The following is a 25,509-nucleotide window of genomic DNA, read 5'->3' on the forward strand; positions in this document are numbered from 1 at the left end:
CGACGATCCTCAACGAACAGATTGGTCAGACCGTCGGTTACAGAATGCGCCTCGACAATCGCATTTCGAAGGCGACTCGCATCGAGGTGGTGACCGAAGGCGTGTTCACCCGGATGATCCTGGAAGATCCTGAGCTCACAGGCGTATCTGCCGTTCTGTTCGATGAGTTTCACGAAAGGTCAGTGGACGCCGATTTCGGATTGGCGCTTGCCTTGGATTCGCAGGGAGCTTTGCGCGAAGACCTCCGCCTCATTGTCATGTCGGCGACACTGGATGTCGATCGGGTCTGCGCACTTCTCGATAGTCCCCCCTCGGTAAAAAGCGAGGGACGAACCTTCCCCATCGAGATTCGACATGTTGACCGCGACGCCAGCGAAAGGATCGAGGACAGCGTGGCTCGCGCGATCCTTTCGGCACACGATCGGGAAAATGGCTCGATCCTCGCATTCCTGCCCGGGCAAGCCGAAATCAAGCGCGTGCAGGAGCGGCTGATTGGCAAATTGCCGGAAGCGACTGTTCTAGCACCTCTCTATGGTGCCATGTCGCAACGGGATCAGGATCTCGCCATCAAGCCTTGCCCTATCGGCCAGCGGAAAGTGGTTCTTTCGACATCGATCGCGGAGACCTCTATTACGATCGATGGGGTGCGAATCGTCATTGACAGCGGACTGCAACGATTACCCGTGTATGAACCGTCAACGGGGATTACCAGGCTTGAAACGGTCCGTGTTTCCCGAGCATCAGCAGACCAGAGAGCAGGCCGAGCCGGAAGAACGGAGCCGGGAATCGCTATTCGTCTTTGGCATGCGGGACAAACTGCGGCCCTGCCCGCTTTCACACCACCGCAGATCCTGGCGAGCGATCTGGCTGCACTGGCGCTGGATCTCGCCCACTGGGGTGTGAAAAATCCAGCAACCCTCTCCTTTCTGGATCAGCCCCCGCTCGCTGCATTGACAGAAGCGCGCAATCTTTTGCGGATGATGGAAGCGCTGGACAAGAACGACGCGCTGACCGTTCGTGGGAAACTGATGCGGGACCTTTCTCTTCCCCCTCGGTTGGCCGCGATGGTGATTGCAGGCGCCGAATGCGGTGAAGCTCGCAAGGCGGCTCGACTAGCCATACTGTTGACGGAACAAGGTCTGGGCGGACAAGACGTCGACCTCGACTCTCGACTGCGTCAGTTTGGCAGTGAACGCGGTGAGCGAGCTGAGGCGGCACGCGGTCTGGCTGACAGACTCGCTAAATCGCTGCCAAAGGCCACGGGGCAGGCGGAAGATCTCTCGGCAGGCCAGCTGCTTCTGCACGCCTTTCCGGACCGTGTGGCCATCCAACGCGGTGCACGCGGCCGATTTGTCATGGCAAATGGCCGTGGTGCAGAACTTCCCGAGACCGAAAGACTTTCCGGTTGTAAGTACCTTGTAATTGCCGACCTGACAGGACGGGCCGCTCAGGCACGAATTTTGGCGGCCACAGAGGTTCGACGCAGCGATATCGAGGACGAACTCAAGCATTCGATTGTCTCGGGGGAAGAAGCCTTCTTCGATACGGCATCGAAACAGGTCCGCGCTCGCCGCGTCGTTCGCTTGGGAGCGCTCCTGATTGAGGAATCCCCTTTGCCCCGCCCAACCGGGGAGGCCGCTGCGCGTGGTCTTGCCGACGGAGTGCGGCAACTTGGCCTGCAGTGCCTGCCGTTCTCTAAGGAAGCCGAGCAGTTGCGTGACAGGATCGGCTTTCTTCACCGTACGATCGGCAGCCCTTGGCCCGATATGGCAGAGGAACGCCTGCTCGAGCGACTTGATGAATGGTTCGTACCCTTCCAAAGTGGCCGGACCCGACTGGACGCCGTGGATGCCGGAAGTTTGATGGAGGGACTGAAATCCCTCATTCCCTTTGAGCTTCGTCAGGATCTTGCTCGCCTTGCGCCGACGCATTTCGAAGCGCCCACCGGTCAACGCCATCCGATCCGCTATGATGGAGAAGAACCGGTTCTTGCCATCCGGGTGCAGGAACTATTTGGTCTCAAGGCACATCCGGCCGTAGCGGGCGGCAAACTGCCGCTGCTGCTTGAGTTGACTTCTCCGGCACATCGTCCGATCCAGACCACGCGAGATCTTCCCGGATTCTGGTTTGGCTCCTGGAAAGATGTCCGAGCGGATATGCGCGGACGCTATCCCAAGCATCCGTGGCCGGAAGATCCTGCACATGCGCAAGCTACGCACCGGGCGAAGCCCAAAGGAACCTGAGATGGAAAGCCAGTCGATCCGCCATTTGCAGTTCGGGCGCAGCAGCCGCAGCCTTCGCCTGCAAACGCTGATCTGGCTTCGCTGGCTAGCTGTCGCCGGGCAGGCGCTCACCGTATTCGTCGTTGCCGTGGTCCTTCACTTCGATCTGCCGCTCCTGGAAGCAATTTTGCTGATTGGAGCACTCGGTCTAGTCAATCTGACCTTGGCCTTGAGATATCCTCCAACACATAGACTTCAGCCGGGAGCGGCCCTTGTTCTTCTAGGTTTCGACCTTCTGCAAATGGGCGGGCTTCTCTTCATTACAGGCGGGCTTGCCAACCCGTTCGCATCCCTCCTCTGCGTCCCGGTCATCATCTCCTTCGCGTCGCTGCCGCTTCGCCACTCCCTCTGTCTTCTGTCATTTGCGATGAGTTGCGCAACACTTCTGGCCCTGACGCCTTATCCTGTGCCGTGGCAAGGAGACGAGAATCTGGTCGTTCATCCGCTGCTGCTTCTGGCCTTCTGGGCGGCAATCGTTTCGATGATGGCCTTCGCGGCATTCTATGCCTATCGCGTTTCCATGGAAGCCACTCTGCTTGCCGATGCGCTGGCCGCAACCGAACTGGTACTGGAACGAGAAAAGCACCTGTCGCAACTGGATGGCCTTGCAGCGGCCGCCGCGCATGAACTGGGCACACCGCTTGCGACGATCAGTGTGGTGGCCAAGGAAATGGAGCGAGAACTCAAGCATGATGAGAAGTTTGGCGAAGATGTTGCCCTGCTGAGAAGCCAGAGCGAGCGCTGTCGCGACATTCTTCGTCGCCTGACATCGCTTTCCGCGGAAAGCGAAGACCATCTTCGTAGGCTTCCCCTCTCCTCGCTTGTCGAAGAAGTCATTGCCCCCCATAGACAATTCGAGGTCGAGATTGCGCTGGTAGAAAAAGGGGAGCGTGAGAGTGAACCGGTCGGAGCCCGCAATGCAGCGATCATGTATGGCCTCGGCAACCTGATTGAAAATGCCGTCGACTTCGCACGCTCCCGTGTCACGATTACCGTGGAGCACAACATAGACGTTGTCGCCATTACCATCGAAGATGATGGAACCGGTTTTGCCCCTGATGTTTTGACACATATCGGAGAGCCTTACATGTCGTCGCGCTCGAGACAGGACGAGCGGGCGGGCGGCCTCGGACTCGGTCTGTTCATCGCCAAGACTTTGCTGGAACGGTCTGGCGCAAAATTGACGTTTACCAATCGGGCAACCGGTGCGAGCGGGGCACAAATTCGGGTCGTATGGCCTCGATCCTTGATGGATATCAATAGTGAACGGGCCATATGAGCTAGATTGCTTTCCTTGACGTAGAATCCATGCGAGGAAGCAGACGAAGGAGAAAAAGATGGAATTGGAGCAGATGGAGTCTTCGACGGCTACCGAATCCCAGGTGCATCTTGGACCGGACCCATCGCTGTTGCTCGTGGATGACGATGCGCCCTTTCTGCGCCGACTGGCGCGTGCCATGGAAAGCCGGGGCTTCAAGGTGGAGATCGCTGAATCCGTAGCAGAGGGCATCGCGAAGGCCAGAGCACATCCGCCGAAGTTTGCCGTTGTGGATTTGCGGCTGGGCGACGGCAATGGGCTGGATGTCATCGAAGCGATCCGCAAGGGACGGGAGGACACGCGCGTCATCGTTCTCACGGGCTATGGAAACATCGCAACCGCCGTCACGGCCGTAAAACTCGGTGCAGTCGATTATCTCTCCAAACCCGCGGATGCCGATGATGTCTATGCAGCGCTGACGCAGCGGCCAGGCGAGAAGGCAGATGTACCGGAAAACCCCATGTCTGCCGATCGCGTGCGCTGGGAACATATTCAGCGCGTTTACGAGATGTGCGAACGCAATGTCTCGGAGACGGCGCGTCGGCTGAACATGCACCGGAGAACCTTGCAGCGCATTTTGGCAAAACGCGCACCGCGCTGATCAGTTTTCAGTCGTTTCAGCATCCTCAAAGCTTTGGCCGGTCGCCCATTCGGCGGCGAGCAGGCGTTGTGCCGCCGTGCGTGCAAAGCTCAGCGTGAGTGCCTTGCGGCTACTGGCGGAAAGCCGGTGCTCAGGCGCATCTCGCAGCAGATGCGCGCCATAGCCGTCCGACAGAATCAGGCCGCAGTCCTCCGGAAAGATATCGAGTGGCACGTCTTTATGGGTCGCAAAGAACAGGCGGTCGCTGAAATCCCGATAATCCGGCCACTTCTGGTCTACCCGAAAATCCTCGACCGAGGTTTTTATTTCAACGATCCAGATTTCGCCCTTCGGTGACAGGCTGATCAGGTCGACGCGCCTGCCACTAGCGAGCGTCAGTTCGGGCAAAACGGAATGGCGCATGTCATTGAGCAGGATCTGTACGCCGCGACGCACCATCATGGCTCTTTGTGACTGGCGACCATCAATCAATGGGCTCACGGCGCCCAGTCTGATAATTGTCAAGTCGAGGGTCTCCGTATCTCTGGCCAACGAGGCGAATCACTGTGTTGTCTCTCGATATCCGGAAATGTAGCTGGCATTGCGGACCACGTAGACAATTTGCGAATTTAGCTTCAGCTTCGAGAATTGTTGCAAAAAGGCAATGCCCCTTCCAATTGTGCAGTCGCGAAGGCCTGTGCCTTTCTGCGGCCTTGCCAAGCCCCACCGGTTCGCAAATAAACCTGAAATCTAAGGCGTCTGAACACGTCTTTGATTTCACTCCTTTTCATGAGAATTCCATGCGCTTCCGCCACAGCATGATCGCATCCGGCCTTCTTTCCATGCTTGCCCTGGCCGGCTGCTCCACGACCTCATCTGACACGAAGGTCGCGACCATCCGCACCGAGACGAACCAGATCTTCTCAGACGCCTATGGTCCGGTGACCGATGCAGGCTATTCGCTTCCGGCGATCCCGATCAACCGTGTAGACAAGAAGTTTCATCGTCAGATTGTCGATTTCGAAACCAAGGAACGCCCTGGTACGATCATCGTCAATACGCGCGAACGCTTCCTCTATTACATCCTGCCAAATGGTAAGGCTGTTCGCTACGGTATCGGCGTCGGCAAGCAGGGCTTTGCATGGTCTGGCGAGGCCTATGTAGCTTGGAAGCAGGAATGGCCGACGTGGCATCCACCGAAGGAAATGGCAGCACGCCGTCCTGATGTCGCCCGCTATGTTGAGGACGGCATGGGTCCGGGAATCAACAATCCGCTCGGTGCGCGCGCGATGTACCTGTTCAATGAAAAGGGTCAGGATACTCTGTTCCGCCTGCACGGCACGCCGGAGTGGGCTTCCATCGGCACCGCAGCGTCTTCTGGCTGCATCCGGTTGATGAATCAGGACGTGATCGACCTTTACAGCCGCGTTCGTCCGGGTCGCGCAACCAAGGTTGTCGTCATTCAGTAACCCGAATCTCTTCTTCCAAATAGAAAACGGCACGTCTCGGCGTGCCGTTTCGCGTTCAGGAATGCGAGAGGTGAAACGTTGGTTTCACCTCTCGGCTCAGGTCAAACCGCCGCAGCCTTGGCCTTCGCCTCCAGGCGACGGCGGTGCAGGACTGGCTCGGTATAGCCATTCGGCTGTACGCGGCCCTGCAATACAAGTTCAAGGGCGGCCTGGAAGGCGACCGAATCGTCGAATCGACCGGCCATTGGCTGGTAAGCTGGATCACCGGCATTCTGGCTATCGACGACCGCGGCCATGCGCTTCATGGTTTCAGTAATCTGATCTTCTGTAACCAACCCATGATGCAGCCAGTTCGCCATGTGCTGGGCAGAAATACGCAGCGTGGCACGGTCTTCCATCAAACCGACATTGTTAATGTCCGGCACTTTCGAGCAGCCAACACCCTGATCGACCCAGCGCACAACGTAGCCGAGAATACCTTGGGCATTGTTGTCGAGCTCGCGTTGCACTTCTTCAGCCGTCCAGTTTGGTCGCGAAGATACCGGCACAGAGAGAATATCGGAAAGTTTGGCACGAGCGCGTGACTTCAGCCCGTCCTGCACTTCAGCAACGTTGACCTTGTGGTAGTGCGTCGCGTGCAGGGTTGCGGCGGTAGGCGATGGGACCCAGGCCGTATTCGCACCGGCCTTCGGATGCGCGATCTTTTGCTCCAGCATAGCTGCCATAAGGTCAGGCATGGCCCACATGCCCTTGCCTATCTGGGCATGACCGGAAAGACCGCAGGACAGGCCAATGTCGACATTCCAGTTCTCGTAGGCGGCAATCCATGCCGCCTGCTTCATGTCGCCCTTTCGGATCATCGGGCCGGCTTCCATCGAGGTATGAATTTCGTCGCCCGTCCGATCCAGGAAGCCCGTATTGATGAAAACAACGCGATCCTTCGCCTGGCGGATACATTCTTTGAGGTTCACGGTGGTGCGCCGCTCTTCGTCCATGATGCCCATCTTGATCGTATTGGATGCCATGCCGAGCGCCTTTTCGACGCGAGAGAAGATTTCGCAGGCAAACGCGACCTCTTCAGGACCATGCATCTTCGGCTTCACCACATACATGGAGCCTGCGCGCGAGTTCTGGCGGCGTCCCTGCGGTCCGATATCGTAAAGAGCAATAAGCGCCGTGACCATGGCATCCATGATGCCTTCCGGGATCTCCCGCCCGTCCCGATCCAGAATTGCCGGGTTGGTCATGAGGTGACCGACATTTCGCACGAGCATGAGCGAACGACCCGGTACAGTCACTGCGGACCCATCCGGGCCTTCAAAGGCCAGATCAGGATTGAGGGCACGAATGAACGTCTTTCCGCCCTTGGACACTTCCTCCTTCAGGTCACCCTTCATGAGGCCGAGCCAGTTGCGATAGATGACGACCTTATCCTCGGCATCCACAGCCGCGACCGAATCCTCGCAATCCATGATCGTGGTGATTGCCGATTCCAACCAGACGTCCGAAATATGAGCGGGATCGTCCTTGCCAATCGGTGTCGATGAGTCGATTCGGATCTCGATGTGCAGGCCGTTGCGTGTCAGCAGGATGGCAGTGGGCGATGCGGCCTCTCCCTTGAAGCCTGCGAACTGGGCAGGTTCATCAAGACCCGCAACCTTATCGCCGAGTTTCACGTGAATCGTTCCACCAGAGACTTCAAAGCCCGTGACATCCGTCCAGCTCGCCTCAGACAGCGGAGCCGACTGGTTCAGAAAATCGCGCACCCAGGCAATCACCTTCGCACCCCGGACCGGGTTGTAACCGGCGCCCTTGGCAGCGCCATCCGCTTCAGGGATTGCGTCCGTGCCATAGAGGGCATCGTAAAGCGATCCCCAACGTGCATTGGCCGCATTCAGCGCATAACGCGCGTTCATGACCGGAACGACCAGTTGAGGGCCCGCGATACGGGCAATTTCCGCATCGACATTTTCCGTTGTCACCGTGAAATCCGGGCCCTCGGGCAGCAAATAGCCTATTTCGCGCAGGAAGGCTTCATAGGCTGCAAGGTCGGTGGGCGATCCGTTCTTGCGGTACCATTCGTCCAGCTGGTTTTGAAACGCATCGCGCTTTTCGAGAAGTTCGCGGTTTTTCGGTGCGAGCTCATGAACGATTGCCGACAGCTCCGCAAAGAATCGATCCGCATCCACGCCACTTCCCGGCAGGGCTTCCTCCACCAGAAAGCGGTGAAGTGCAGTATCGATTGCCAACCCATGTACGTCGATGCGGCTCATCAGGAATTCTCCATAAACATTCATGCCAAGGTTTTTTGCGCGGTGGGACCGCTTAGTCAATCCGGCATTCGTTGAATGATCATGTTCGAGATCATACGGACCGCGGCATGACGCGCATGGGAAGACCGTTCTGCGGCTGGGTCGTCAACCTCTGGACGGGCCAAGGCTTGACGTTCGGAAGTGATTCGAAGCGGAACCGCGACAAGAGAACAGCCAAGGCGATTACGGCCTCCTGCATGGCAAACGTGGCTCCGATACAGGTGCGTGGTCCAGCACCGAAAGGCAGAAATTGAAAGCGATCAATCCGGCTGCGGTTCTCGGGCAGAAAGCGTTCCGGCATGAAAGCACGCGGCTTTTCCCAGTAAAGCTGATGGCGATGCAGCGTCCAGGGCATTACAAGAACGGTCGTTCCTGCGGCGATTTCCAGAACCTCACCGTTCGGGCTCTTCCAGGTATCATCCTTGATAGCCGCGCGGTTGATGGACGGGGCGGGTGGATAAAGCCGCATCCCCTCTTCGAAAGCTGCGCGTACGTGCGGCATCAAATCCAGCCACTCGACTGGATCAGCTCCACTTGTAATGACCCGGTCGATCTCCTCTTCCATCAGGGCTCGAAACTGCGGAGCATGAGACAGGCAATAGAGCGTCCAGGCCAAAGCGCGTGCCGTCGTTTCATGACCAGCGCCGATGAAGGTCAGAATATTGTCCTCTATCTCATCCAGGGTCAGTCCATCCGGTCCGTCAAGTTCCAGAAGCAGGGTGAGAAAATCATCCGGCGTCGTATCCCGGTCGCTCCGCATGCGGGCCTTCCTCTTTTCCATCGTCAGCCGGACGATTTCGCGAAACTTGCCCAGAACCTTGGCACCACCGATACGCGTAACCCGCGGCACCCACGCAGGCGCGCGCAAGAGGTCCATGGGATCGACCCGTCCCATGCGATGCAGGAGCGAATCGACATCATCGGCAAAGTTATCGCTCTGCGTGACGATTTCACCGGAGAACAGCGTCTCCGACAGAATTGCAAAGGCGAGTTCCGTCATATCGACGGAAATATCCTCTACCCTCCCCTCAGAGCCAATGTCTGCATACTTGGTCAGATACTCTTCGGACTTGGCCAGCATCTTTCCGGCGAAACCCTTGGCGTGACGCGGGGTAAACACAGGCGCCATGGCTTTGCGGGATCGCTTCCAGACTGGTCCTTCCGCCGTCAACAGGCCATCGCGGAGGATTGGTCGCAGAATGAGCTGCCGAATTTCCGACATTTCGTAGTTGGCGGCGTTATCAACGAGAACGTAGCGAATGAGACGAGGATCGTTGACGATCAATGTCCGCTCGGCAAAGAACTTCGAGTTGATCCAGGGAAGTGTGTAGGAAGGCTCTCCCCAGAGTTCCAACGGGTTCCTGAAAACGGTCCGGATGATTTCCAACCGAGACGGGATCGCCGTTCGGGGATGGGGAGCCGGTGGCTCAAAGGGTTCCGGACGCATATCCATGGGCCTGTTCTCCTGACGGGATCAACAGGCCTTCATATCGGCACTTACAAGAGCGATTTCAATTCATCCAGCTTGTCGTTGACCAGCCAGCCGTAATAGTTCTCTTCCGGCAGGGAGCCTCCGCCGCCACGGTTGCGGGCGGCAAGCGCAGCTGCACGGCTGGCTGTATTGCCGACGTTATAAAGTGTGGCGGTAATCCCTGGATTGCGGGAGATGTCCATTCCGGCAATGTCTGCATAATCATCGATTGCTCGGCGGATCGTCGCCGCCATGTAGGCCAGAGACTTGTCCGGATCCATGATCGCCTTGTAGACACCCTGGGCGTCGGCCGGATCAAGCTTCGCATAGCCGGAGCGGCTGGCCACAAGGTCGGACTGCATGAGCGCGGTCAACGGGTTGAGCTGGCCCAAACCGAATGTCTGACCTGCATAGAACGGTTGGAAAAATACAGCGCTGAAGCGGTCATTGGGGTAGGAAACTCCATCGACCTTTTCACCTCGGAACGTTTGCTCCCAGACATTTTCGCGGCAGGACCAGAGTTTATAGGAATCGCTGAACCGCTCGCACTTTTCGAATTGCGGACGCGTAACGAACTGGGTGATCGACTCGCCCTTGTAGCTGAAGCGGAAGTTGTCACCGGCATAGGCCGCGGCCTTGACATAATAGGACTGGAGCCTGTCGTAAGCATCGACGTTATAGGTGTGCTCACCAACAATGGCGCCGACAATATGGATTGGATCAATGTCATATTGGCGAGCCGTCTGCTTGATCTTCGATATCAGTGACCGATCGCCAGCGAGAAGATCGCGAATCTTGTCGAACTTGTCATCGAATGTTGTCCTGCCCTCGCGGGTCCGTCGAACCGAAGCGCCTGGAATCTTGGGCTGCTCGGCATTGCGGTTGCCTGGCGGCACAGTGGTCAAGCTCCCGGCCTGAACCTCCGGCACGGAAAGCGCGAAAACCATCAAGACGGCGAGCAAAGAACGTTTCAAGACGAATATCCCAGGGAACAGCAGAGCATGCAGGCTCTTCAGCACGTTGCTTTCGGACGAATCAGAAATCCGAAATAAAAGGCACTTATGGGTATGAACCCATACTGAATGTAGAGCGACAAGGCGAGCCTGAGTGCTTCAATTTCCCGTCAAAAGGATCATCGAAGGCAAGGGCGCGTTGCGCCCTTGCCACTCGGCATACAAGCGGCATTACAGAATATAGCGAGAAAGATCGGTATCGGCAGCAATATCGCCGACATGCTGGCGCACATAGGCCGAATCGATCGTCACTTCAGTATTGGGGCGATCCGGCGCGTGGAAGGAAATTTCGTCCAGCACCCGCTCCATCACCGTCTGCAGACGCCGCGCACCAATGTTTTCTACAGAGGAATTGAGATGCACCGCCACATCGGCAAGCGCATCGATCGCATCCTCTGTAAAATCGAGCGCAAGTTGCTCGGTCTCCATCAGCGCCTTGTACTGACGGATGAGACTTGCCTCGGTCTCCGTCAGAATACGCCGAAAGTCCTCCTTGGAGAGCGGCTTCAGTTCGACCCGGATCGGCAGGCGACCCTGCAGTTCAGGGAGAAGGTCTGACGGCTTTGCAACATGGAAAGCGCCAGATGCGATGAACAGAATATGGTCTGTCTTGACCGGACCATATTTGGTGGAAACTGTCGTGCCTTCTACCAAAGGCAAGAGATCACGCTGCACACCTTCGCGGGACACCCCTGCCCCCATACCGCCATCCCGCGCTGCGATCTTGTCGATCTCATCGAGGAAGACGATACCATCATTTTCAACCGAGCGAACGGCTTCTCGCTGGATGACTTCATTGTCGATCAGCTTATCGGATTCATCTCGAATGAGATCGCCGTAAGACTTCGAAACCGTTGTGCGAACCTTCTTGGTACGTCCGCCCATGGCCTTGCCGAACATGTCGGAAAGATTGAGCACGCCAATATTGGCGCCCGGCATGCCCGGAATTTCGAAGCCCGATGCACCGCTTCCGGTATCGGCGACCTCGATCTCGATCTCCTTATCGTCCAGTTCGCCGGAACGAAGCTTCTTGCGGAATGAGTCGCGGGTGGCGGGAGATGCGGTGGAGCCAACAAGAGCATCCAGCACGCGCTCTTCGGCACTTGCATGTGCCTTCGCCTGAACCTCGGCGCGCTTCTTGTCGCGCACCAGCCCGATGCCGATTTCAACGAGGTCGCGGATGATCTGCTCGACATCGCGCCCAACGTAACCGACTTCCGTGAACTTCGTTGCTTCGACCTTGATGAAAGGAGCACCTGCCAGCTTCGCGAGACGGCGAGAAATCTCGGTCTTGCCGACACCGGTCGGGCCAATCATCAGGATGTTCTTCGGCATGACCTCATCGCGCAGGCTTTCATCGAGTTGCTGACGGCGCCAGCGATTGCGAAGCGCAATAGCAACGGCACGCTTGGCATCCTGCTGACCGATAATGTGCCGATCCAGCTCGGAAACGATTTCTCGTGGGGAAAAGTTTGTCATGATGTCCTCTTGGCATCTCCATTTCGATCGGCCTTGCGGCCCGATCCGAGGAGCCCTTCACAATAGTTCTGACGGATTTATTCGGCGTCGAGTGCTTCAACGACCAGATTGTGGTTCGTGTAGACACAAATATCGGCTGCAATATCGAGCGCCTGCCGGGCAATGTCTTCCGCAGACTTGTCCGTATCCATCAGAGCGCGCGCTGCAGCATAGGCATAGTTGCCGCCGGAGCCGATGGCGATGGTTCCATGTTCCGGCTCGAGCACGTCGCCATTGCCTGTGATGGCAAGCGTGATCTGCTTGTCCGCCACCAGCATCATTGCTTCCAGATTGCGCAGATATTTGTCTGTACGCCAATCCTTCGCAAGCTCCACTGCGGCGCGCATCAATTGCCCCGGATATTGTTCGAGCTTCCGCTCCAGTCTGTCCAGCAACGTAAACGCATCCGCCGTCGCGCCAGCAAAGCCCGCAATGACATCGCCGCTCTTGCCGATGCGCCGAACCTTTCGTGCATTGCCCTTCATGACCGTCTGACCGAGACTCACCTGCCCGTCGCCTGCCATGATCACCTTTCCGCCCTTGCGGACGGTAATGATTGTCGTCATGTCTCACCTTTTGCTCCGCCTGTGCGGAGACGTCATTCCCGGTTGATTCCGGCTGTTGAGGCACATGTAAGTGTGAGGCGGCGGATTGCAAATCGTTCGACCTCGACCGTCCATTCGGAATCGTTTGCACGGGAAGCGGGCGGCTGATAAGCAGCAGCAATGTTTTCCGTGTTCAGGAACCGGTGAGTACAATGAGCGAACGCCGCGCTTCGATTTCGCGCAAGACCAACGAGACGTCCATTTCCGTCAGCGTCAATCTGGACGGGACCGGCACCTCCAAGATCTCGACCGGCATTGGTTTTTTCGACCACATGCTGGAGCAATTGTCGCGACATTCGTTGATCGACATGGAGATCGACTGCAAGGGCGATCTGCACATCGACGATCATCATTCCGTGGAGGATACCGGTATCGCAATCGGTCAGGCGATTTCCAAGGCACTTGGAGATCGCCGCGGGATCACCCGGTATGCATCGCTGGATCTTGCCATGGACGAAACCATGACCAAGGCCGCGGTCGATCTTTCCGGTCGCCCTTTCCTTGTCTGGAACGTAACCTTCACGGCACCGAAAATTGGCACATTCGATACGGAACTCGTTCGCGAGTTCTTCCAGGCGCTCTCGCAGAATGCGGGGATCACTCTGCATGTCCTGAACCATTACGGTGCCAACAGCCATCACATCGCGGAAACCTGCTTCAAGGCGGTGGCCCGCGTATTGCGCACGGCAACCGAGATCGATCCGCGTCAGGCAGGCCGCGTTCCTTCGACGAAGGGCACGCTCGTTTAAGGTCAGGAGATTTCGTGATCAGCTATATCGTTCTGACCCCACCGGGAGGAGCCGAGCCGGACCATCGTTCGACGCGGTTTATCGCTGACCGGATGGTGTGGACGGCTTTTGTGTTTCCCGGGCTCTGGCTCCTGTTCAATCGCTGCTGGCTCTGGGGAATCGCAGTTCTGACGGCACAGTTCGCCGCAGGGTGGCTTGCTGACCGTCCCGGTCTGTTTTTCGCCGGAATGGCTGCGCAACTCTCCATTGCCCTCCTGACCGGTCTCGAAGGACGACAGATGCTGGTTCGGACACTGATGCGACGTGGCTGGGTTCTCGATACCGTCGTGACTGCACCGGATCTTGCTTCAGCCGAGCAGATCTATTTCGCTGGTCCTGCTGGCGACGTGCGCCAGATGACAACACCAAAGACCGACTGGACGAAACTTTCCGCGGAAGCTTCTCCCGCAACCCAGTACGGCCCGTCCTTTGGACTATTTGATACAGGAAGACGCTAATGCGCGTTGCAATCATCGACTATGGCTCAGGCAATCTGCGCTCGGCAACGAAGGCCTTTGAGCGCGCCGCACGCGAGGCGGGCCTTGATGCGGAAATATGCCTCACGGACAAACCGGATGTCGTGGCAAGTGCTGACCGGATCGTTCTTCCGGGCGTCGGAGCCTATGCCGACTGCCGGCGCGGTCTTGCCGCTGTTTCTGGGATGGAAGAGGCCCTCCGGGACGTTGTCGAGAACAAGGGCCATCCTTTTCTTGGCATTTGTGTCGGCATGCAATTGATGTCGACGCGTGGCCTCGAGAAGGAGACGACGCAAGGCTTGAACTGGATTGCGGGCGACGTGACGGAAATGACACCGTCAGATCCTGCTCTGAAGATCCCACAGATCGGGTGGAACACGCTGACGCTCAACCGACCACACGCGCTGTTCGACGGCATTGCGACGGGGCCTGATGGTTTGCATGCCTATTTCGTTCACTCCTACCATCTTGCAGCATCAAATCCGGAAGACGTAGTGGCGACAACCGATTACGGCGGTCCGATGACTGCATTCGTTGCGCACGAAAACACCGCCGGTGCGCAATTCCACCCTGAAAAGAGCCAGACACTTGGTCTCGCCCTGATTTCCAACTTCCTCCGCTGGATGCCCTGAGATGATCCTGTTTCCTGCCATCGACCTGAAAGATGGCCAATGCGTTCGCCTGAAGCTTGGTGATATGGACCAGGCTACGATCTACAATCCCGATCCTGCCGCACAGGCAAAGTCCTTCGAGGATCAAGGATTTGAATGGTTGCATGTGGTGGATCTGGATGGCGCATTTGCGGGTGAAAGCCGCAATGGTTTCGCCATCGATGCCATTCTGAAAACAACCAAGAACCCGGTTCAACTGGGCGGTGGCATCCGCACGCTGGACCACATCGAGGCGTGGCTGTCGCGTGGCCTGACGCGCGTTATTTTGGGCACCGTAGCGGTGCGCAATCCCGCCCTTGTGATCGAAGCCTGCGAAAAGTTCCCCGGTCAGATCGCTGTCGGCATAGACGCCAAAGGCGGTAAAGTTGCCGTGGAAGGCTGGGCAGAAGCATCGGAGCTCGGCGTTATTGAGCTGGCTAAGAAGTTTGAAGGTGCCGGTGTCACAGCCATTATTTATACCGACATCGATCGTGATGGCATCCTGACGGGTATAAACTGGGAATCGACTCTGCAACTGGCCGAGGCGGTTTCCATTCCTGTCATCGCATCTGGCGGCCTTGCCTCTCTGGACGATATCCACCGCATGCTGAAGCCAGACGCGGCCAGACTCGAGGGCGCGATTTCCGGCCGTGCACTCTATGATGGCCGCATTGATCCGACTGAAGCGCTTGCGGTGATTCGCGCTGCCAAGGAGGCCCGCCCATGACGCTGAAGGCTCGTGTCATTCCTTGCCTGGATGTCAAAGACGGCCGCGTGGTCAAGGGCGTCAACTTTGTTGATCTCATCGATGCAGGCGATCCTGTTGAAGCAGCGAAAGCCTATGATGCGGCCGGCGCGGACGAATTGTGCTTTCTCGACATCACTGCTTCCTCCGACAATCGCGATACCATTTTTGACGTCGTGGCTCAGACGGCAGAACATTGCTTCATGCCCCTGACTGTCGGTGGTGGTGTGCGCGCCGTCGGCGACATACGCAAGCTTTTGCTCGCAGGTGCCGACAAGGTTTCGATCAACTCCGCCGCAGTCAAGAACCCTGACTTCGTGGCCGAGGCTGCGGACAAGTTCGGCAACCAGTGCATCGTTGTCTCGATCGATGCCAAGCGCGTTTCCAGTGCACACGAAGCCCCTAGGTGGGAGATCTTTACCCATGGCGGACGCCAGGCTACGGGGATCGATGCTGTCGAGTTCGCTGTGACGATGGTCGCGAAAGGGGCTGGCGAGCTTCTTGTCACATCCATGGATCGTGACGGGACAAAAAGCGGCTATGATCTTGCTCTGACGCGCACCATTGCCGATGCAGTTCGCGTCCCTGTCATCGCGTCCGGCGGCGTAGGCAATCTCGACGATCTGGTGGCAGGCATTTCCGAGGGCCACGCAACCGCAGTCCTCGCAGCTTCCATCTTTCACTTCGGTACCTATTCGATCGGTGAGGCCAAACGCTACATGGCTGATCGCGGTATAGCTATGCGGCTGGATTGAGGAGAGAACGTATGAGCGGATTTTCTCTGACCGATCTCGAGCAGATCATTGCGGAACGCGCTAAAGCGGACCCGTCCGAATCCTGGACTGCAAAGCTCGTGGCCGCCGGTCAGGAGCGGGCGGCCAAGAAACTGGGCGAAGAGGCGGTCGAGACTGTCATTGCAGCCATTCAGAATAATCGGCAGGATCTTAAATCAGAGGCCGCTGATCTTCTTTATCATCTCTTGGTCGTATTGAAGATTGCAGGTATTCCGCTACAGGATGTACTGGAACAACTGCAACGCCGCACGGCTCAATCGGGCCTGCAGGAAAAGGCGAGCCGGAAACCAACATGACGATCGCCACCCAGCCCACTGGTTCCGATATGCCGGAAAGCAACCGCGATATCAATTACTCGCCCTTCTTTCTGTTTACATCCGAGGAGTGGGCGCGGTTCCGGGCTGACACGCCACTGACGCTCACCGCGGACGAAGTGCAGCGCCTGCGCTCTCTGCACGACCCGATAGACCTCAACGAGGTTCGCAGGATCTATCTCTCACTGTCGCGCCTGTTATCTGCCCATGTGGAAGCGTCACAGCTCCTGTTCCAGCAGCGGAACCGCTTTCTGAGCCTCTCGGATCAGGTGAAGACGCCCTTCGTGATCGGCATCGCGGGATCTGTGGCTGTCGGCAAATCCACCACGGCCCGCATTCTTCAGGAATTGCTGAAGCGTTGGCCGTCCAGTCCGAAGGTGGATCTGATCACCACGGATGGCTTCCTGTTTCCGAATGCGGTGCTAAAGCGCGAAAACCTGATGGAGCGCAAGGGCTTTCCGGAAAGCTATGATATCGGGGCACTTCTCCGCTTTCTCTCTGCCATCAAGGCGGGCGAACCGAATGTGCCAGCACCCCGGTACTCCCACCTGACATACGATGTTTTGCCGGATGAGTTCACGATTGTTGACAGGCCGGATATCCTGATCTTCGAGGGTATCAACGTGCTGCAATCCCGTACGCTGCCAGCGGATGGCACAATCGTGCCGATGGTCTCCGATTTCTTTGATTTTTCGATCTATATCGATGCGGAAGAATCGCTGATCCACAATTGGTACGTTCAGCGTTTCATGCGGTTGCGTGAAACGGCGTTTCGCGATCCGAGTTCTTATTTCAAGCGCTATGCATCAGTCGATGCGGATGCGGCGCTTGAAATCGCCGAGGGCCTTTGGCAGAACATCAATCTCAAGAACCTGCGTCAGAACATTCTGCCGACCCGACCTCGGGCGGATCTGATTTTGCGTAAAGGCAGCAACCATCTTGTTGAGACGGTTTCGCTCCGCAAACTGTAGGCGATCCATCGGCCACGATTGAAATTCCATCGCTGCCTATCAATCGTGGCATCATTCCCCGTTCGGGCGCCCACGCATCTTCTTGACTTCGGAACGGCCTGATTTTTCCTTCAAGCGTCGCTCGATGGCACCCTTGCTGGGCTTGGTTTTCCGGCGTGGTGGTGGCGGCGGCTTTGCTGCTTCCAGGAGAAGCTCCTTCAACCGTTCGCGAGCATCTTCGCGGTTGCGCTCCTGACTGCGAAAGCGGTTGGCCTCGATGATCAGCACGCCCTCTTTGCTGAGACGACGGCCCGCAAGCTTGGAGGCATTTTCCTTGATCCGGTCTGGAAGTGATGGCGAGCCTAGGAGATTAAAGAAAAGCTGAACAGCCGTCGAAACCTTGTTGACGTTTTGACCGCCTGGTCCGCCCGCCAGAACGAACTGCTCTGTCAGTTCCCATCCGGCAATCGTTATACGGCTGTTGATGATGAGGGGGTCGCTGGCCATGAAAGTCTCCGGTCCCCTCTATTTCATAAAGTCGACCAAAAAGAAACCGCCGGCACGAGGCACCGGCGGTTCTGGGTAAGCGCATCGGTTCGCTGAACGTCAGGCTTCCACCAGCCGTCCCAGAGGTCTGTTCTTACTCGGCGGCGGCAAGAACACCCGGAGCGGCATCCCGGACTTTGCTGTCCACATGGTCTTCGAACTTGGCGAAGTTGTTGATGAACATGGTCACCAGTTTCTTGGCCTGCGCGTCATAGGCTGCACCATCAGCCCAAGTCGAGCGTGGGTCGAGGATTGCGGTTTCCACGCCCGGAACTTCGACAGGAACCTGGAAGCCGAAGTTTGCATCCGTGCGGAATTCCGCCTTCTTCAACTCACCATTCAAAGCCGCAGTCAGAAGAGCGCGCGTTGCCTTGATCGGCATACGGCGACCGACACCATAGGCGCCACCGGTCCAGCCGGTGTTGACCAACCAGCAATCGACTTCATGCTTGGCGATCAGATCGCGCAGAAGATTGCCGTATTCCGTCGGATGGCGCGGCATGAAGGGCGCACCAAAGCAGGTGGAGAAAGTTGCTTCTGGTTCCGTCACGCCCTTTTCCGTACCGGCCACCTTGGCGGTGTAACCAGACAGGAAGTGGTACATGGCCTGCTCAGGCGTGAGCTTTGCAATAGGTGGCATGACACCGAAGGCATCTGCCGTCAGCATGATGATGGTCTTCGGATGCGGAGCAATGCCCGTCGCCGACGCATTCGGAATGAAGTGCAGCGGGTAGGCGCTACGGGTGTTTTCCGTCAGTGATGCATCGTCGAAGTTCGGGACGCGGTTCTCATCAAGAACAACGTTCTCCAGAACCGTGCCGAAGCGGCGTGTCGCAGCATAGATTTCCGGCTCTGCCTCCGCAGAAAGACGGATCGCCTTGGCGTAGCAGCCACCTTCGAAATTGAAGATGCCGTTCTCGCCCCAGCCGTGCTCATCATCGCCGATGAGCGTACGGTTCGGATCAGCCGAAAGCGTCGTCTTGCCGGTGCCCGACAGGCCGAAGAAGACTGCCGAGTCACCCTCTGCGCCCACATTGGCTGAGCAGTGCATCGGCATGACGTTCTTCTGCGGCAGAAGATAATTCAGGACGGTGAAGACCGACTTCTTGTTCTCACCGGCATAGGATGTGCCGCCGATCAGGACGAGGCCGTTCGTCAGATCGCAGGCGATGACGGTTTCAGACCGGCAGCCATGGCGCGCCGGGTCGGCACGGAAGCTTGGCAGGTTGATGATCGTCAGCTTCTGCTGGAAGCTTGCAAGTGTGGAGCGATCCGGGCGGATCAACAGATTGCGGATGAAAAGGCCGTGCCAGGCCAGTTCCGTCACCACGCGGGTGGGCAGGGCGTTATCGTGATCAGCGCCGCCGATCAGATCCTGCACGTAAAGTGTCTTGCCTTGTGCATGGGCGAGCATGTCCTGGCGCAGAACTTCGAAATGCTCGGGCGACAGTGGCTTGTTGTTGTCCCACCAGATGGTGGATTCAGTATTTGCATCGCGGACGACGAACTTATCCTTGGGCGAGCGGCCTGTGTGCTGGCCTGTCACTGCGCGCAGCGCGCCATCCACCGTGAGTTCAGCTTCGCCATTGCGAAGGGCTGCCTCATACAATTCGCTCTCGTTAAGGTTATAGTTGACGCGCTGAGCACCAACCAGCCCGAGAGCTTCAATGCTATTCGACGGATTGTAAGTTCCGTGCTGCTCCATGACGCGTTTTCCTTCAGCCATGTTGACGTTTGAATGACGCTAGCCACGATTTTTTAAAAAGAGCAAGGGCGGAATTTAGAAAAAATCAATAAAATCATATATTTAATCGATTTAAAGATTTTTTTCTATTTTTAAATCGGTTTGAATAGGTATGACTTTTACCGATTCACCCCGTGCTTCAAATTCGGCTAAATTTGATAGTGTGGAACCCTCTTTATCTTTGCCACAATTTGTTCCACCTTTATCCCCAAACACATGCTGACCCGAGCAGAAGCTCGGCTGGGCCACAATCCAGGAGACGCGTGTAGTATGGCGGAGACAGAGAAAATGCAGACGATAGCCCTGGTAGATGACGACCGAAATATCCTGACGTCAGTTTCCATCGCGCTGGAAGCAGAAGGATACCGGGTTGAAACCTACACTGATGGTGCGTCCGCGCTTGACGGTCTTCTGGCAAGGCCGCCCCAGCTGGCCATATTCGACATCAAGATGCCCCGTATGGACGGCATGGAGCTTCTGCGTCGCCTGCGCCAGAAATCCGACCTTCCGGTGATCTTCCTCACCTCGAAGGACGAAGAGATTGATGAATTGTTCGGCCTGAAGATGGGCGCAGATGATTTCATCACCAAGCCCTTCTCGCAGCGCCTGCTGGTAGAGCGCGTCAAGGCAATACTGCGTCGTGCCAGCGCTCGTGAAGGAGCCTCTGTCGCGGGTGCGACGCCCAAATCGGCCGCAGACCAAGCAGCCCGTACGCTGGAACGTGGACAGCTGGCGATGGACCAGGAGCGACATACCTGCACCTGGAAAGGCGAACCCGTGACCTTGACCGTCACCGAGTTCCTGATCCTGCATTCGCTGGCCCAGAGACCGGGTGTGGTGAAGAGCCGCGACGCCCTCATGGATGCGGCCTATGACGAGCAGGTCTATGTAGACGATCGAACAATCGACAGTCACATCAAGCGGCTTCGCAAGAAGTTCAAGATGGTCGATACGGATTTCGACATGATCGAAACGCTCTATGGTGTCGGCTATCGTTTCCGCGAGGCTGCCTGACCTGCGCATCCAGACCGGTGCCCCTGCCATTGCGGGCGCGGAGCGGATATAAGGCACGAATCACCGTGACAGCTGCACGTAAGCAGGGTTTCGGTGGATGGCCTCTGGAAAGGACCTGGCCTTGGCCGATCAGACATTTCATACCCGCGAGCCCGATGAGGCCGAGCGCGAGACGCCGCGTCCGGCGCGGCGGGTATGGACGCATCCTTTTACGCTGATCCGGCGTATTTTCGGCAATGCCGTCTTTTCGAGCCTTACCCGTCGTATTCTGTTCTTTAACATCGCGGCGACCGTGGTGCTGGTTGCAGGCATCCTCTACCTGAACCAGTTCCGCGAGGGGCTGATCGATGCGCGCGTCGAGAGCCTTCTGACCCAGGGCGAAATCATCGCCGGTGCCATTTCAGCCTCGGCTTCCGTCGATACGAATTCGATCACCATCGATCCGGAAAAGCTTCTGGAGTTGCAGGCTGGGCAAAGCATTACGCCGGTTCCGAATGATGAGGATCTGGAATTCCCGATCGATCCGGAGCGGGTCGCGCCAGTGCTGCGGCGCCTCATTTCGCCTACCAGAACCCGCGCCCGTCTTTTCGACGCTGATGCGAACCTGCTGCTCGATTCACGCCATCTCTACTCGCGCGGCCAGGTGCTGCGGTACGAACTTCCACCCGTCGAGGGAGAATCCCAGACCTGGCCGGAATGGCTTACTAGCCAATTCAACCGTCTGCTTCAGCCGGGCAATCTGCCTGCCTACCGGGAAGCTCCAGGCGGTGACGGATCCATATATCCGGAAGTGATGAATGCATTGACCGGCGTGCGCGGGGCCGTCGTTCGCGTCACCGACAAGGGTGAATTGATCGTTTCCGTCGCCGTACCCGTCCAGCGTTTCCGGGCCGTTCTCGGCGTCCTGCTGCTTTCGACACAGGCGGGTGACATCGACAACATCGTGCATGCGGAACGTCTGGCCATCATGCGCGTCTTCGGGGTCGCAACGCTTGTCAACATCCTGCTGTCCCTCCTTCTCTCATCCACGATCGCAAATCCGCTTCGCCGTCTGGCGGCAGCGGCCATCCGTGTTCGCCGTGGGGTGAAGCAGCGTGAAGAAATTCCGGATTTTTCCGCGCGTCAGGACGAGATCGGCAATCTTTCCATCGCGCTTCGCGATATGACCAATGCGCTATACGACCGCATCGACGCCATCGAAAGCTTTGCTGCCGATGTCAGTCACGAGCTAAAAAACCCTCTCACCTCACTCAGAAGCGCGGTCGAAACGCTGCCTCTGGCGAAGACTGAGGAATCCAAACAGCGCCTGACGAACATCATCTTTCATGACGTACGCCGCCTGGACCGGTTGATTACCGATATCTCCGATGCTTCGCGTCTTGATGCGGAACTGGCTCGTTCGGACGCGGCACCGGTGGATATGGAGGCACTGGCTGGTAATCTCGTCGAGATCTCTCGCCAGATCCGTAGCGGGCGCAAGCCCGTCGACATTGAACTCATCGTCGACCACAAGCCGGGCGCCAAGAGTGTCTATAAGGTCCATGGTCACGATCTTCGCCTCGGACAGATCATCACGAACCTGATCGAGAATGCGCGCTCCTTTGTGCCGGACAAGGATGGACGGATCACCGTTAAATTGTTCAAGAGCCGCAGCCGCTGCATCGTCCAGGTGGACGACAATGGTCCCGGCATCCGCGCCGAGGATATCGACCGCATTTTCGAACGGTTCTACACGGACCGACCCGAAGGTGAAAGCTTTGGCCAGAATTCGGGTCTCGGTCTGTCCATCAGTCGCCAGATTGCCGAGGCCCATGGCGGTACGCTGAAGGCTGAAAACCTGATGGATGGCACAACTGTCACTGGAGCTCGCTTTACGTTGTCGCTTCCGATGGGAGAGGCTGCGTGACGGCAGGAGATGCGTTCAACCTGCATGCTACCGCAATCGTGATCGGAACGCGTGGCCTGCTGCTAACTGGGCCGTCCGGAAGCGGAAAGACAAGTCTTGCCCTTTCGCTTCTGCAGCATGCGGCGAGCTTGAATGCTTATGCGGCTCTCATCAGCGATGATCAGGTTTTGATCGAAAGGCATGCCGATGAGATCCATGCCGTTCGCCCGCCTTCCATCGCAGGGTTGATTGAGGTTCGCGGCACCGGTATCGGTCGTCTGCGAAGCATAGATCGCGCCCCTCTTCACCTTGCCATTCGCGTCTTGGCAGACCGGGTCGAGGAGCGTCTGCCGCCAGGAGACGAAGTAGTTGATCTTGGTGTACGTGGATCCTTGCCAATGATGCGCCTGCGGCATGATCATCCGGCCCCGCTGATCGTTTTGGCAGCAGTTCGACCGGAATTTTGTCACGAAAGCCCATTCCGCGAACTCTCCTTGCTTGATTTTTAGCTTGCACTTCGTTGTGACATGGACAAGATGGCTTCCCACCGCCTTGGGTCTGTTGCAGTGCAAAATTGAACCATGGACGATATTGTGTAGTGGGGGAAGAACTCAACATGATCGGACTTGTGCTTGTCACCCATGGCAAGCTGGCCGAGGAATTCCGACATGCTTTGGAGCATGTTGTCGGTCCTCAGAAAAACATTGAGACCGTTTGTATCGGTCCGGAAGACGATATGGACAGAAGGCGTCAGGATATCATGGACGCCGTTGAGAAGGTCGATTCAGGTTCCGGCGTCATCATCCTTACGGATATGTTCGGCGGCACTCCTTCCAACCTGTCCATCTCCGTCATGAGCAGTGGCAAGACCGAAGTCATTGCTGGCATGAACTTGCCGATGCTGATCAAGCTCGCAGGCGTTCGTGGCGACAACGACATGCAGAAGGCTCTGGTGGAGGCTTCCGATGCCGGCCGCAAATACATCAACGTGGCAAGCCGTGTCCTGAGCGGCAAGTGAAAGGCTCCATGTCGTCCATTACGCGAGAATTGCTCATCATCAACAAGCGGGGTCTGCATGCACGGGCCTCCGCCAAGTTTGTGCAGATGGTCGAAGGTTTCGATGCCAGTATCGAAGTTTCGAAAGATGGCATGACAGTCGGTGGTACCTCTATCATGGGATTGATGATGCTGGCCGCAAGTCCCGGCTGTACGATTGAGGTCAGCGCCAGCGGCGTTCAGGCAGAGGCGGCAATCGAAGCTCTGGCACGCCTCGTCGAAGATCGTTTTGGCGAAGAGATGTAATCATATAAAGACTTCTTTATATCCTTATTGCTAGTTTTGTGGAACCCTGCTACATGGCAGGCAGCACTGTCGACTTGCGAAGGTCGGCCCAACCCCTTGCTGGTCGCCGATTTGCGGCAGACCGAAAGCAGAGCTGGAGACCCACAATGAGCACTGAAAAAGACTATATCGTCGCTGACATCGCGCTTGCCGATTTTGGCCGCAAGGAACTGGACATTGCCGAAACTGAAATGCCGGGCCTGATGGCCTGCCGTGCTGAGTTTGGTGAGACCAAGCCCCTCAAGGGCGCGCGGATTTCTGGATCGCTGCACATGACGATCCAGACAGCTGTCCTGATCGAAACGCTGAAAGTTCTCGGGGCCGATGTCCGCTGGGCCTCCTGCAACATCTTCTCGACCCAGGATCACGCTGCAGCCGCGATCGCAGCTGCCGGCATTCCGGTCTTCGCCGTCAAGGGCGAAACATTGACCGAATATTGGGAATATACCGACAAGATCTTCCAGTGGACCGATGGCGGCGTCTCCAACATGATCCTGGACGATGGTGGCGATGCCACCATGTACATCCTCTTGGGTGCTCGTGCCGAAGCTGGCGAGAATGTTCTTTCCAATCCGGGTTCGGAAGAAGAAGAGATCCTGTTCGCTCAGATCAAGAAGCGTCTCAAGGCATCTCCCGGCTGGTTCACGAAGCAGCGCGAAGCCATCAAGGGCGTGACGGAAGAAACGACGACAGGCGTTCACCGTTTGTATGAACTTGCCAAGAAGGGTCTACTGCCCTTCCCGGCCATCAACGTCAACGATTCGGTCACCAAGTCGAAATTCGACAACAAGTACGGCTGCAAGGAATCTCTGGTGGATGGAATCCGCCGCGCAACCGACGTCATGATGGCTGGCAAGGTGGCCGTTGTTTGCGGCTATGGCGATGTGGGCAAGGGTTCCGCAGCCTCGCTGGTTGGCGCTGGCGCTCGCGTCAAGGTGACGGAAGTGGATCCGATTTGCGCGCTGCAGGCCGCCATGGATGGCTTTGAAGTGGTTCAACTGGAAGACGTCGTCTCCTCCGCCGACATCTTCATCACCACGACCGGCAACAAGGACGTGATCCGCATCGAACACATGCGCGAAATGAAGGATATGGCCATCGTTGGTAATATCGGTCATTTCGATAACGAGATTCAGGTCGCATCGCTTCGGAACCTCAAGTGGACCAACATCAAGCCACAGGTCGACATGATCGAGTTCCCGAAGGGCAACCGCATGATCCTGCTTTCGGAAGGCCGTCTGCTGAACCTCGGCAATGCGACCGGTCATCCGTCCTTCGTCATGTCTGCCTCGTTCACCAACCAGGTTCTGGGCCAGATCGAACTGTTCACGAAGACCGATGAATACAAGCCAGGCGTCTATATTCTGCCGAAGCATCTGGACGAAAAGGTAGCCCGGTTGCACCTGGCGAAGCTTGGCGTGAAACTGACGGAACTTTCCGAAGAGCAGGCAGCCTATATCGGCGTATCGCAGCAAGGCCCGTTCAAGGCTGAGCACTACAGATACTGATATCACCTCATCTATCCACAAGATCCTGAAGGCCGCGGAATTGACATTCCGCGGCTTCTTTTTTGGCTGTCGCCCTTTGCCCCAATTTCCGAAGCAGATATTGTTTCGAGACTTGATTCGTGGGGACCACAAGTCCCACGCGGGCCGGGATGTCTTGTCGACGATGCGGCACATGGACGGAGACAG

The 25,509-nt window shown here is 57.1% G+C and carries 25 protein-coding genes (1 of these 25 running past the window's edge); 17 read left to right on the forward strand and 8 right to left on the reverse strand.

Features of this window, described 5'->3' with window-relative positions:
* The 3 genes from hrpB to G6N80_RS10745 form a co-directional block, all read left to right on the forward strand.
* Positions 1-2,243 carry the 3' portion of an ATP-dependent helicase HrpB gene (hrpB, locus tag G6N80_RS10735; protein ID WP_210300875.1) on the forward strand. The gene continues 226 nt to the left of window position 1, outside the view, so 2,243 of the gene's 2,469 nt are visible here — the last part of the coding sequence; its start codon lies off the left edge, out of view; its stop codon occupies positions 2,241-2,243.
* Position 2,244: 1 nt separating this feature from the next.
* On the forward strand, positions 2,245-3,561 hold the full coding sequence (locus G6N80_RS10740; protein ID WP_062557317.1) for an ActS/PrrB/RegB family redox-sensitive histidine kinase: 1,317 nt from the start codon (positions 2,245-2,247) through the stop codon (positions 3,559-3,561).
* A 73-nt stretch (positions 3,562-3,634) separates the two neighbouring features.
* Positions 3,635-4,201: an ActR/PrrA/RegA family redox response regulator transcription factor gene (locus G6N80_RS10745; RefSeq protein WP_156379372.1), complete on the forward strand. Its 567-nt coding sequence runs from the start codon at positions 3,635-3,637 to the stop codon at positions 4,199-4,201.
* Here G6N80_RS10745 and G6N80_RS10750 read toward each other — a convergent pair whose 3' ends face one another.
* On the reverse strand, positions 4,202-4,705 hold the full coding sequence (locus G6N80_RS10750; RefSeq protein WP_062557315.1) for an MmcB family DNA repair protein: 504 nt from the start codon (positions 4,703-4,705) through the stop codon (positions 4,202-4,204).
* A gap of 275 nt (positions 4,706-4,980) precedes the next feature.
* On the opposite strand from G6N80_RS10750, the gene G6N80_RS10755 reads away from it, so the two are divergent.
* Positions 4,981-5,649, forward strand: coding sequence for a L,D-transpeptidase (locus G6N80_RS10755; protein WP_062557314.1), 669 nt, complete (start codon positions 4,981-4,983; stop codon positions 5,647-5,649).
* Positions 5,650-5,750: 101 nt separating this feature from the next.
* On the opposite strand, the gene G6N80_RS10760 is transcribed toward G6N80_RS10755, so the two are convergent.
* From G6N80_RS10760 to hslV, 5 genes are all read right to left on the reverse strand, one after another.
* Positions 5,751-7,922, reverse strand: a complete 2,172-nt coding sequence (locus tag G6N80_RS10760; protein ID WP_165133680.1) for a malate synthase G — start codon at positions 7,920-7,922, stop codon at positions 5,751-5,753.
* Positions 7,923-8,013: 91 nt separating this feature from the next.
* Positions 8,014-9,414 (reverse strand): cytochrome P450, encoded by a 1,401-nt coding sequence (locus tag G6N80_RS10765; RefSeq protein ID WP_165133683.1) that lies wholly within the window; start codon positions 9,412-9,414, stop codon positions 8,014-8,016.
* Positions 9,415-9,458: 44 nt separating this feature from the next.
* A complete protein-coding gene (locus tag G6N80_RS10770) occupies positions 9,459-10,379 on the reverse strand; it encodes a DUF1402 family protein (protein ID WP_165137019.1) in 921 nt (306 codons plus the stop codon).
* Positions 10,380-10,616: 237 nt separating this feature from the next.
* Positions 10,617-11,924, reverse strand: coding sequence for an ATP-dependent protease ATPase subunit HslU (gene hslU, locus G6N80_RS10775; RefSeq protein WP_062557312.1), 1,308 nt, complete (start codon positions 11,922-11,924; stop codon positions 10,617-10,619).
* Between the two features lie 77 nt (positions 11,925-12,001).
* Positions 12,002-12,529: an ATP-dependent protease subunit HslV gene (gene hslV / locus G6N80_RS10780; RefSeq protein ID WP_165133686.1), complete on the reverse strand. Its 528-nt coding sequence runs from the start codon at positions 12,527-12,529 to the stop codon at positions 12,002-12,004.
* Between the two features lie 191 nt (positions 12,530-12,720).
* Between hslV and hisB the strand changes: the two genes are divergently transcribed.
* The 7 genes from hisB to coaA are packed head-to-tail and all read left to right on the forward strand — an operon-like array spanning position 12,721 to position 17,306.
* The gene (hisB, locus tag G6N80_RS10785) at positions 12,721-13,317 is read left to right on the forward strand and encodes an imidazoleglycerol-phosphate dehydratase HisB (RefSeq protein WP_062557310.1); all 597 of its coding nucleotides are present in this window, start codon (positions 12,721-12,723) and stop codon (positions 13,315-13,317) included.
* 14 nt (positions 13,318-13,331) lie between these two features.
* Positions 13,332-13,814 carry a DUF2628 domain-containing protein gene (locus G6N80_RS10790; protein WP_062557309.1) on the forward strand — a complete coding sequence of 161 codons (483 nt, stop codon included), beginning with the start codon at positions 13,332-13,334 and terminating at the stop codon, positions 13,812-13,814.
* Positions 13,814-14,464, forward strand: a complete 651-nt coding sequence (hisH, locus tag G6N80_RS10795; RefSeq protein ID WP_062557308.1) for an imidazole glycerol phosphate synthase subunit HisH — start codon at positions 13,814-13,816, stop codon at positions 14,462-14,464. The genes G6N80_RS10790 and hisH overlap by 1 nt, the downstream gene beginning before the upstream one ends.
* A gap of 1 nt (position 14,465) precedes the next feature.
* Positions 14,466-15,209 carry a 1-(5-phosphoribosyl)-5-[(5-phosphoribosylamino)methylideneamino]imidazole-4-carboxamide isomerase gene (hisA, locus tag G6N80_RS10800; RefSeq protein WP_165133689.1) on the forward strand — a complete coding sequence of 248 codons (744 nt, stop codon included), beginning with the start codon at positions 14,466-14,468 and terminating at the stop codon, positions 15,207-15,209.
* Positions 15,206-15,982 carry an imidazole glycerol phosphate synthase subunit HisF gene (hisF, locus tag G6N80_RS10805; protein WP_062557306.1) on the forward strand — a complete coding sequence of 259 codons (777 nt, stop codon included), beginning with the start codon at positions 15,206-15,208 and terminating at the stop codon, positions 15,980-15,982. The genes hisA and hisF overlap by 4 nt, the downstream gene beginning before the upstream one ends.
* 11 nt (positions 15,983-15,993) lie before the next feature.
* Complete coding sequence (locus G6N80_RS10810) at positions 15,994-16,317, forward strand: phosphoribosyl-ATP diphosphatase (protein WP_062557305.1); 324 nt, start codon at positions 15,994-15,996, stop codon at positions 16,315-16,317.
* Positions 16,314-17,306 (forward strand): type I pantothenate kinase, encoded by a 993-nt coding sequence (gene coaA / locus G6N80_RS10815; protein WP_062557304.1) that lies wholly within the window; start codon positions 16,314-16,316, stop codon positions 17,304-17,306. Before G6N80_RS10810 ends, coaA begins: the two co-directional genes overlap by 4 nt.
* Before the next feature lie 51 nt (positions 17,307-17,357).
* On the opposite strand, the gene arfB is transcribed toward coaA, so the two are convergent.
* On the reverse strand, positions 17,358-17,792 hold the full coding sequence (arfB, locus tag G6N80_RS10820) for an alternative ribosome rescue aminoacyl-tRNA hydrolase ArfB (RefSeq protein WP_062557303.1): 435 nt from the start codon (positions 17,790-17,792) through the stop codon (positions 17,358-17,360).
* Between the two features lie 133 nt (positions 17,793-17,925).
* Entirely contained in the window at positions 17,926-19,536 is a 1,611-nt protein-coding gene (locus G6N80_RS10825; RefSeq protein ID WP_165133692.1) for a phosphoenolpyruvate carboxykinase, read from the reverse strand.
* A 327-nt stretch (positions 19,537-19,863) separates the two neighbouring features.
* Here G6N80_RS10825 and G6N80_RS10830 point away from each other — a divergent pair, with 327 nt between their 5' ends.
* The 6 genes from G6N80_RS10830 to ahcY all read left to right on the forward strand — a co-directional run bounded on the left by G6N80_RS10830 (position 19,864) and on the right by ahcY (position 25,323).
* Positions 19,864-20,589, forward strand: a complete 726-nt coding sequence (locus tag G6N80_RS10830; protein WP_137133620.1) for a response regulator transcription factor — start codon at positions 19,864-19,866, stop codon at positions 20,587-20,589.
* A 97-nt stretch (positions 20,590-20,686) separates the two neighbouring features.
* Positions 20,687-22,495, forward strand: a complete 1,809-nt coding sequence (locus G6N80_RS10835) for a sensor histidine kinase (RefSeq protein WP_062557300.1) — start codon at positions 20,687-20,689, stop codon at positions 22,493-22,495.
* Positions 22,492-22,983 (forward strand): HPr kinase/phosphorylase, encoded by a 492-nt coding sequence (locus G6N80_RS10840; RefSeq protein WP_165133695.1) that lies wholly within the window; start codon positions 22,492-22,494, stop codon positions 22,981-22,983. The genes G6N80_RS10835 and G6N80_RS10840 overlap by 4 nt, the downstream gene beginning before the upstream one ends.
* A gap of 107 nt (positions 22,984-23,090) precedes the next feature.
* Positions 23,091-23,492, forward strand: coding sequence for a PTS sugar transporter subunit IIA (locus G6N80_RS10845; RefSeq protein ID WP_062557298.1), 402 nt, complete (start codon positions 23,091-23,093; stop codon positions 23,490-23,492).
* Positions 23,493-23,500: 8 nt separating this feature from the next.
* Complete coding sequence (locus G6N80_RS10850) at positions 23,501-23,776, forward strand: HPr family phosphocarrier protein (RefSeq protein ID WP_062557297.1); 276 nt, start codon at positions 23,501-23,503, stop codon at positions 23,774-23,776.
* A 146-nt stretch (positions 23,777-23,922) separates the two neighbouring features.
* Positions 23,923-25,323, forward strand: coding sequence for an adenosylhomocysteinase (gene ahcY / locus G6N80_RS10855; protein WP_062557296.1), 1,401 nt, complete (start codon positions 23,923-23,925; stop codon positions 25,321-25,323).
* The last annotated feature ends 186 nt before the right edge of the window (positions 25,324-25,509 follow it).

The organism is Rhizobium rhizoryzae, from assembly GCF_011046895.1.
Lineage (GTDB): Bacteria > Pseudomonadota > Alphaproteobacteria > Rhizobiales > Rhizobiaceae > Neorhizobium > Neorhizobium rhizoryzae.